The organism is Synechococcus sp. R70.1, assembly GCF_047461675.1.
Classification (GTDB): domain Bacteria; phylum Cyanobacteriota; class Cyanobacteriia; order Thermostichales; family Thermostichaceae; genus Thermostichus.
Genome location: NZ_JANSHR010000116.1, coordinates 1 through 9,046 on the forward strand (window position 1 = coordinate 1; position 9,046 = coordinate 9,046).

Sequence of the window (9,046 nt, forward strand, 5' to 3'; positions counted from 1 at the left end):
TCATCCAGCATGGCCATCACCAGGTTCTCCTCCTCGCGCAGGTAGCCCAGAACCAAGGCCCGCCAAGTCTGCCCTGGTCGCTGGCGCAGGTACTCAATGCTCCAGTAGCGCTTGGACTTGCGCTCCACCTGGGCGGCCTCGGCCGTGCCTGGCTCAATGCCCAGCACCACCTGCTGTACCTCGGCTTCTGTCAAGGGCAGGGGATCCCCGCGCAAAAAGGCCTTGATCTGGTAGTGCGCCACCAGATCCAGGTAGCGGCGAATTGGGGAAGTTACCTGGCAGTAGGCATCAAGGCCCAGGCCCGCGTGCCGCTCGGGTTGCGTGGCCACCTCTGCCCGCGACAGACACCGCATGATGGCAAAGGACCTGACCGGCCCCTGGGGGTACAGCTCCAAAACTTCCGGCGGGGGCAGTTCGGGAGCAGGCTGCAGGCGGTAGGGCACTGGGATCCCATGCTGGCGGGCAAAGCGAGCGGCTACCTCGCCGGCCAGCACCATCATTTCCGCCACCATCTGCCGCGCCGGCGTATCCTCAATAACGCGCAGGTGGGGGATCTCGTCGATGACCTTGATGTCCTGCTCCGGCAGGCCAATGGGGATCGCCCCTTGCGCAAGTCGCCAGGTGTAGCGCCAGCGGGCTGCCCGAGCAATGGCTGTCAGCTGCGGCTCTGCCCCCAACTCCAGCATCTCGTCGGCATCGTCGTAGGTGAGGCGGTAGTTTACCTGGATTTGGCTAAGGCAAATCTCGTAGTCGCGCACCGCCCCGTCGCCTCCCAGGCGAATGCCAAAGCTAAGGGCAGGCCGCACCTCCCCCTGCACCAAACTCATAGGACCAGTGGACAGCTCTGGCGGGAACATCGGGATCACCCGCTCTGGCAGGTAGACACTGGTACCCCGCCGGCGGGCCTCTAGATCTAGAGGATCCCCCCACTGCACCCAACAACTGGGATCGGCAATGTGGATCCAGAGCTTCGCCTCGTCCTCCGACCAAAACTCGACGCTGAGGGCATCGTCGATGTCGCGAGTGCTGGCGTCGTCAATGGTGTAGGTGTGAAGATGAGTGAGATCCCGACGCCGATGGGACTCCAGGAAGGGAGGGGGGCCGCCCAGCAAAGTTTGGGTGTAGCGCTCCACCTCTTTGGGGAACTGGGTGGGGATCCCCGTAAGGCGCAGGGCCAGGTTCTCGTGGCGGCTCCACAGTCCCAAAGCCACCAACGCCTCAAAAGCTCCCTGGGGCGTGTCGGGGAATCCCAGGAGCCGCAGCAGGTGGGAAGCCCGCTCGCGATCCGAGGGGGTGAGGTTGTAGGAAAGATCCTCGTAGTTGCGAAGGCTATCGGGTGCTCCCTGCAAAGCTAAGCGCTCCAACAGCTCCAGACGAGCCCGTTCCGCCGGGGTCCAAGTGTACTTTTGCCCAGGCTGGGCCACCGCTGCCTTTAGGCGGGCCTCAAACTCGGCCTGCTCCTGCTGCCGCTGCTGGGCGACAGCAATTTGATGGAGAATTTCCTTGACCTGTGCCGGCGGGCGCGGCTCGTAGCCTTCTCCCTTCTCCTTAAAGTAAATGTAATCCTCGCTCAAAAGGCGGTAGGCTGCATAGGTGGAGACCGGCGAATCGTCGGAAAACAACAACTGCGCCATCTCCGACAGGCTCAGGGGCCGCCGCTCCTCCTGAACCAATTCCCAGGCCAAAGCCAAGCTCTCGGGATCCAGCTTCGCCTGAACCGCCTGCCAAAAGCTGGGGATGTCGGAAACGGTAAAGTTGGAATTGCCGTTCAGGGCAAACGTAATTTGGCGGGGGTGAACGCTGTAAACCTGCCCTGAGGGCACCTCCAACAGCAGGTTCTTTTTGCCCTCCGTGCCCTGAACTACGGCCAATAGCCGCTCGTTATTGTGGCGAAACTCTACCAGCGTACCCTTTTCCACCCTCTCTACCCAGCCAGGCTCACGCTTGCTGCTCTCAACATTCTCTCCTAGCTCTGCCTTCCTTGACTATGGGAAAAACCCGCCAAGCAAACTTACCCTAAAAGGCTAGGTGGAGGCTGCTAGCTGCCAGGGATCCCAAGGCAGAGCTTGCTGAAGCCCCTCCTAGCTGGTTGAAGAAATCTACACAAGCCAGTGGAAACCATCAGGAGCAAGGTAGAATCTTGGCCGTAGATTCTGGGTCTCTCCATCTCCAAAAGTTTACCTAGCAAGTCCCGGTCATCTGGGCTTGCCAGCAACGACGAGGTTAGCCGTGAACGCCCCAAAGCGCTTGCTGGTTGTTGATGACGATCCCAATCTCGTCCTCCTGGTGAAGGATTACCTGGAGTTTCGCGGCTACGAGGTGGTGGCAGCCAGCAATGGTCTGGAAGCCCTGGAGGTGATGCGCCGCTTGACTCCGGATCTCATCATCTGCGATGTGATGATGCCGGAGATGGATGGCTACACTTTTGTCCAGACCCTTCGCTCCGATAGGGCCACGGATTGGATCCCGGTCATTTTTCTCTCGGCGCGGGGGCAAACGGCAGATCGGGTGCGCGGGCTCAATGCGGGGGCAGACGCCTACCTGGTCAAGCCCTTTGAACCGGAAGAGCTGGTGGCGCAGGTGGAAGCTACCCTCAAACACACGGAGCGCCTGTTGCAAATGCAAGGTGCCCCCGTTCAGCCGGCCATCCAGCTAGATCGAGAAGTTGAGCTTACTCCCACGGAAACCAAGGTGCTCCAGTACGTAGCCAGGGGCATGTCCAACCGCGAGATTGCCCAGGTGATGGGGGTGAGCCAGCGCACCATCGAAAGCCATGTCAGCAACATGCTAGCCAAAACCGGCCTGCACAATCGCACCGAGCTGGCCCGCTGGGCCATAGAAAGTGGTTTGGGCAGAGGCTAAGGGAGCTAAGGACTTGGCAGGAGCGCGGATTCTCAACTTCTCTGCGCGCTGTCTGCGGTTTTGGCGGCAAACTGTAAGGAGGTACCCGCCCTCCTGTGTCGGCTAGGGTCTAGACCTTATGGGATCTCGTCCACCGCGTCCGGCTCGGCCCATTCGCTCCGGCCACTATCCAGCCAAAGAGCTGTGTAGCCAGTGCGGCCTCTGCGATACCCGCTATGTCGCCCATGTCAAAGAGGCCTGTGCCTTTTTAAACCAGCAATTTACCCACCTGGAAGAGCAAACCCACGGGCGATCCCGAGAATCGCTGCGCTCCAAGTCAGCTGCTGTCAGCGATACTGACTACTTCGGCGTCTACGAGGCAATGTACACGGCCCGCAAGCGGGATCCGATCCCTGGCGCCCAGTGGACGGGCATTGTCAGCAGCATTGGCATGAAAGCTCTCAGCAGCGGCCTAGTAGAAGGGGTGGTGTGCGTGCAGGCGGATCCCCAGGACCGCTTTCAGCCGCGGCCTGTCTTAGCGCGTACCCCGGAAGCGGTTTTGGCAGCGCGGGTTAACAAGCCAACGCTATCGCCCAACTTGTCGGTCTTAGAGGAGGTGGAGCAAAGCGGCCTCAAGCGCCTCTTGGTCATCGGCGTAGGCTGCCAGGTCCAGGCTTTGCGGGCGGTGGAGAACAAGCTGGGCCTGGAGAAGCTCTATGTGTTGGGCACCCCCTGTGTGGACAACGTCAGCCGCGCGGGGCTGCAAAAATTTTTGGAAACCACCAGTCGCTCCCCGCAGACGGTAGTGCACTACGAGTTCATGCAGGATTTCCACATCCACTTCAAACACGAAGATGGCTCGGTGGAAAAGGTGCCTTTCTTCGCTCTCAAGACCAAAGAACTCAAAGACGTGTTTGCCCCCTCCTGCCTCACCTGTTTTGACTACGTCAACAGCCTGGCAGACCTAGTGGTGGGCTACATGGGATCCCCCTTGGGCTGGCAGTGGCTGGTGGTGCGCAACTCGCGCGGGCGGGAGCTCCTGGAGCTGGTTTGGGAGGAGCTGGAAACCCAACCGGTGATCTCGCAGGGCTCGAGACGAGCGGCGGTGCAACAGGGGATCCAAGCCTATGACCAAGCCTTGGGCTTGCCCCTATGGCTGGCTCGGATCCTGGGAGCAGCCATCCAGCGCTTTGGGCCCCGCGGCCTGGAGTATGCCCGCTTTTCCATCGACTCCCACTTTGTTCGCAACTATCTCTATGTGCGCCGCCACTATCCCCACCAGCTGGAGCGGCATGTCCCTCCCTTTGCCCGGCGGATTGTGGAGCAGTATCACCTTCCGAAAGACTGAGGCTCAGCAGTAGCGGATCCCGGCCTCGGCCCAGCGGTCGATGGCCTGCCCTATGCGCTCGCAGTCGGCAATGAGGCTAATCCGCACGTAGCCCTCTCCCCCTTCTCCAAAAGCGTTGCCAGGGGTTACGACCACGCCTGTGGACTCCAAAACCCGCAGGGCAAACTCCGTCGAGCCTTCGGGGGTGCCGTCGGCGGTGCGGGGGGTGGGGATCCAGAGGTACATCGTCGCCCGCGGCGGCTCGATCTGCCAGCCCAACTCCGCCAGGCGGGCAATGAGATAGTCGCGCCGGCGGCGGTAGCGCGCTTTCACCTCCTCCAAGTAGCTATTGGGCAGGCGCAGGGCAGTTTCGGCGGCCTTTTGGATAGCTCCAAAAACGCCGTAGTCGAGGTTGGTCTTTAGGGTGCGCAGGCTCTGGATGATCTGGCGGTTGCCCACCACAAACCCTACCCGCCAGCCGGCCATGTTGTAGGTTTTGGAGAGGGTGTGGAACTCTACTGCCAGGTTCTTGGCACCGGGGATCTGCAGCAGGCTGGTGGGCCGATAGCCGTCGAAGGCCAGCTCGGCGTAGCACAGGTCGTGCACCAAGAGCAGGTCGTATCGGCAGGCAAACTCCACCACTTCTTCAAAAAAGGAGCGGGGCGCCACCGCCGTTGTCGGGTTGTTGGGGTAGTTAAAGTAGAGCAGCCGCGCTTGCTTAGCCACCTCCGGCGGGATCTCCTGCAGGTCAATGAGCCACCCTTTTTCCGGACGCAGCAGCAGCGGGTAGATCTGGCCGCCGGCAATCAGGGGGCCGCGAAAATGGGGCGGGTAGGCGGGGCTAGGCACCAGCACCAGATCCCCGGGATCCACATAGGCCAAGGCCAGGTGGGTCAGGCCCTCTTTGGATCCCAGAAGAGGCAGCACCTCGTCATTGGGATCTAGCTCCACTCCATAGCGGCGCCAGTACCACTCGGCAATGGCCTGGCGGAAGCTAGCCGTGCCCTCGAAGGGAGGGTAGCCGTGGTGGGTGGGATCGGCAATGGCCGCCTGGGCTGCTTCCACCACCGGCTGGGGGGTGGGGCCATCGGGGTTGCCCATGCCCAGATCGATCAAATCCAGCCCCTGCTGTCGGGCGCGGGCCTTGAGCTCGTCCAGCCGGGCAAAGACATAGGCAGGCAGCTTGCGCAGGCGTTGGGCAGGGGCAAGGTTCATAAAGCCACGGAATTGGGGTTAACTGCACAGCTTACCGCCAGAGCGGCTCCCGAGGCAATCTAGAGCAAGGCCAGTCTTGGGCGGCAGGAAAGCCAACGGCTAGGATAGAGATCCAGCTTTGGCTTTTTCAACTGCAGCCGTGCCCTTACCTCTAGTCGCTGTTGTGGGTCGCCCCAACGTGGGCAAGTCCAGCCTCGTCAATCGCATGGCGGGGGTACGGGCGGCCATTGTCCACGACGAGCCCGGCATAACGCGGGATCGCCTCTACCAAGAGGTGGAGTGGAATGGGCGCCGCCTGCGGGTGGTGGATACGGGCGGACTGGTCTTTGGCGACGACAGCGAATTTTTGCCCCATATTCGCCAGCAGGCCATGGCAGCGATGGCCGAAGCGCACGCTGTGATCTTCGTGGTGGATGGCCGCGAAGGGCTGACCCCCGCCGACAAAGAATTGGCCGATTGGCTGCGCAAACAACCCCTGCCAGTGGTGGTGGCCGTCAACAAGTGCGAGTCAGGGCAACTGGGCCTGGCCCAGGCGGCAGTCTTCTGGAAGCTGGGGCTGGGCGAGCCGATCCCCTGCTCTGCCCTCCACGGCAATGGCGTGGCAGAGGTGCTGGAGGCAGTGCTGCCCCATCTGCCGGAAGGGGAGGAAGCCGCAACTGAAGCAGAGCCCATTGCCGTGGCCATTGTTGGCCGGCCTAACGTGGGCAAGTCCAGCCTGCTCAACCGCCTAGTAGGATCCGAGCGGGCCATTGTCAGCCCCATCGCCGGCACCACCCGCGATGCCATCGACACCCTGGTGGAGTGGGAGGGGCAGACCTACCGCCTCATCGACACGGCCGGGATCCGCAGGAAAAGCCGGGTGGAGTACGGGGTGGAGTTTTTCAGCATCAACCGGGCCTTCAAGGCCATTCGGCGCTCAGACGTGGTGCTGCTGGTCATTGACGCCTTGGAGGGGGTAACCGAGCAGGATCAGCGGCTGGCTGGCCGCATTGAGGAAGAGGGCCGCGCCTGCATTATCGTCGTCAACAAGTGGGATGCAGTGGAAAAGGATACCTACACCATCAACGAGTACACCCGCGAGATCCGCGAGCGGCTTTACTTCATCGACTGGGCGCCCCTGTTGTTTGTTAGCGCCCTCACAGGGCAGCGCACCCACAAGATCTTCGCCGAGGTCAACACCGTGGTAGCCGCCCATCGCAAACGCATCCCCACCTCCGTGGTCAACGAAGTGCTGCAGGAAGCCCTTGCTTGGCAATCGCCCCCCGCCAACCGCCAGGGCAGGCAGGGCAAGATCTACTACGGCACTCAGATAGCAGAGCAGCCCCCCACTTTCCTCCTTTTTGTCAACGATCCCGATCTCTTCAAAGAAAACTACCGCCGCTACCTGGAAAAACACTTCCGGCAAAACTTAGACTTTGCCGGCACTCCCCTCCGCTTTGTCTGGCGCGGCAAGTCGGAGCGGCGGGTGGCCCAGGAAGTGCGCAAGCTGGAGGGATCCCTGGCCTCCCCCTAGGATTGGAGTTAGCCAAACCTCAAAAAAGTCTATGGCTGTGGATCCCAACGTCAAAACTCTAGTGGAAAACCGCCGCGCCCGCTTTGAGTATGAGATCTTGGAGACCTACGAAGCTGGGCTCCAACTCACCGGCACGGAGGTCAAGTCCATCCGAGCAGGCAAAGCCAATCTCCAAGATGCCTTTGCGCTCTTTCGCGATGGCGAGGCCTGGCTGCACAACTTGCATGTTGCCCCCCACGGGACTACCAGCAAGGAGTTCAACCACGATCCCACCCGCCGCCGCAAGCTGCTGCTGCACCGCCGTGAGATTGATCGCCTGCGGGGTTTGGTGGAGCAAAAGGGCCTGACGGTAGTTCCCCTGCGCCTGGTGCTCAACCGCGGCTGGATCAAAGCCCACCTGGGCGTGGCCCGCGGCAAAAAGCTTCACGACAAGCGGCAAGCCATTAAGGAACGGGAGACGCGGCGGGAAATCCAGCGCGAGCTCAAGGGGCGCTAGGGACTGCCGGCTCTCGGTAGCTCCGATGCATCGATTGGCTGCAGGGAGACCTCTAGGCTCCAGGGAGAGGGAAAAAGCGCTCGGTGGCCTTGACCCGCTCACACCAGGCGCGGATGTTGGGGAAGGGCTTGAGGTCAAATCCGCCTTGCTCCGCCACGTGGGTATAGGTGAAGAGGGCCAGATCGGCGATGGTGTAGCGGTTGCCCACAAAGAATTCTTTCCCCTTCAGATGGCCTTCCATGATCTCCAAAGCCTCCGTGCCCAGTTTTAGGTTCTGGGCAATCAGCTCGGCGTTGGCCTCGGCCTGGCCAGTCCGCACGAGGAAGCGGGTAGTGGCAATGTAGCGAGCAATGCGGGTTTGCTCAAAAAACAGCCATTTCAAGATCTCAGCCCGTTCCAGACGTGTCTGGCCATAGAGAGGGGTGTCTTCTGCTAGATAGACCAAGATTGCAGCCGACTCGGCCAAGACCGTGCCGTCTTCTAGCTCCAAGGCTGGGATCTGGCCCAAGGGGTTCTTGGCCAGGTACTCGGGGCGACGGTTCTCGCCGGTGCGGGAGTTCACCTCAACCGTCTCATAGGGGATCCCCAGCTGCCTCAGAAGTAGCTCCACCTTGTAGCAATTGCCAGAGGTGGGGATCCCGTACAGTCGCAGCATGGTCGTTAGCCTTCCACAGGAAGCATTGCCATTTCCATGATTAGCTGCAACCGCCGCTCTGCTCAATCTCTACGTCTCGAGGCGGTAGCCGAAGTCGCGCAGGAGGTGCTCGGAGCGCCGCCAGTGGGGCCGCACCTTGACAAACAGCTCCAGGTACACCTTGCCGGCAATGAGCTTTTGAATCTGAAGTCGGGCAGCCTGGCCAATTTGCTTGAGCCTTTCCCCTCCCTTGCCAATGAGGATCCCTTTTTGCGAGTCCCGCTCCACGTAGAGGGTGGCCAAGACGCGGGTAACCTTGGGGGTTTCCTCCACCTGGTCGATGGTTACGGCCACCGAGTGGGGCACTTCCTCGCGGGTGTGCAGCAGCACCTGTTCCCGGATGAGCTCCGCCATGATGAATCGCTCTGGCTGATCGGTGACCAGGTTTGGCGGATAGTAGTAGGGCCCCGCAGGCAGCAGGTCGACGGTGACTTGGATAAGGGGTGGCAAGCTGCCGGGATCCAAGGCAGACACCCAAACCACCGGCGCAGCGGGCCGCAGGGCCTGGTAGCTCTCCTGGTGAGCTTGGCGCGTGGCAGCGTCTTTGAGGAGATCGGCTTTGTTGCAGACAAGGATGCAGGGGGTAGTGGCAGGGATTCGCTCGGCAATGAAAGCGTCACCGCGACCTGCTGGCACTGAGCCATCCACCACCAAGAGAACGACGTCCACACTCCCAATGGCGGCCTGGGCGTTGTGCACCAAGATCTCCCCCAGTCGGTGGAGTGGCTTGTGGATGCCAGGAGTATCCACCCAGATGATCTGGGCTTGGGGGAGGGAGAGGATCCCGCGCAGGCGGTTGCGAGTGGTCTGGGCCACAGGAGAGGTGATGGCGATCTTTTGGCCCACCAGGGCGTTCATGAGAGTGGACTTGCCCACATTGGGCCGTCCAATGAGCGCCGCAAACCCCGACTTAAACCCTGGTGGGGCCGCGGGGAGGGCAGAGGGCTCCAACCCCCTTAT

Annotated in this window: 8 protein-coding genes; 4 read left to right on the forward strand and 4 right to left on the reverse strand. The window is 61.4% G+C overall.

Going from position 1 to position 9,046, the window contains the following annotated elements:
- Positions 1-1,919 (reverse strand): ribonuclease catalytic domain-containing protein (locus tag NW807_RS11240; RefSeq protein ID WP_414426148.1); only part of this gene is annotated, 1,919 nt, incomplete at its 3' end.
- Positions 1,920-2,229: 310 nt separating this feature from the next.
- On the opposite strand from NW807_RS11240, the gene NW807_RS11245 reads away from it, so the two are divergent.
- Both NW807_RS11245 and NW807_RS11250 read left to right on the forward strand, forming a co-directional pair.
- Complete coding sequence (locus tag NW807_RS11245; RefSeq protein WP_414426149.1) at positions 2,230-2,862, forward strand: response regulator transcription factor; 633 nt, start codon at positions 2,230-2,232, stop codon at positions 2,860-2,862.
- A gap of 118 nt (positions 2,863-2,980) precedes the next feature.
- Complete coding sequence (locus tag NW807_RS11250) at positions 2,981-4,189, forward strand: Coenzyme F420 hydrogenase/dehydrogenase, beta subunit C-terminal domain (RefSeq protein WP_414426150.1); 1,209 nt, start codon at positions 2,981-2,983, stop codon at positions 4,187-4,189.
- Between the two features lie 3 nt (positions 4,190-4,192).
- Here the strand turns inward: NW807_RS11250 and NW807_RS11255 are convergent, their stop codons facing one another.
- Positions 4,193-5,383, reverse strand: coding sequence for an aspartate aminotransferase (locus NW807_RS11255; protein ID WP_414426151.1), 1,191 nt, complete (start codon positions 5,381-5,383; stop codon positions 4,193-4,195).
- 139 nt (positions 5,384-5,522) lie between these two features.
- Between NW807_RS11255 and der the strand changes: the two genes are divergently transcribed.
- A complete protein-coding gene (der, locus tag NW807_RS11260; protein WP_414426177.1) occupies positions 5,523-6,896 on the forward strand; it encodes a ribosome biogenesis GTPase Der in 1,374 nt (457 codons plus the stop codon).
- A gap of 31 nt (positions 6,897-6,927) precedes the next feature.
- Entirely contained in the window at positions 6,928-7,392 is a 465-nt protein-coding gene (smpB, locus tag NW807_RS11265) for an SsrA-binding protein SmpB (RefSeq protein ID WP_414393409.1), read from the forward strand.
- A gap of 52 nt (positions 7,393-7,444) precedes the next feature.
- Here the strand turns inward: smpB and NW807_RS11270 are convergent, their stop codons facing one another.
- Both NW807_RS11270 and era read right to left on the reverse strand, forming a co-directional pair.
- Complete coding sequence (locus NW807_RS11270; protein WP_414393407.1) at positions 7,445-8,047, reverse strand: glutathione S-transferase family protein; 603 nt, start codon at positions 8,045-8,047, stop codon at positions 7,445-7,447.
- A gap of 69 nt (positions 8,048-8,116) precedes the next feature.
- A complete protein-coding gene (gene era, locus NW807_RS11275) occupies positions 8,117-9,046 on the reverse strand; it encodes a GTPase Era (RefSeq protein WP_414426152.1) in 930 nt (309 codons plus the stop codon).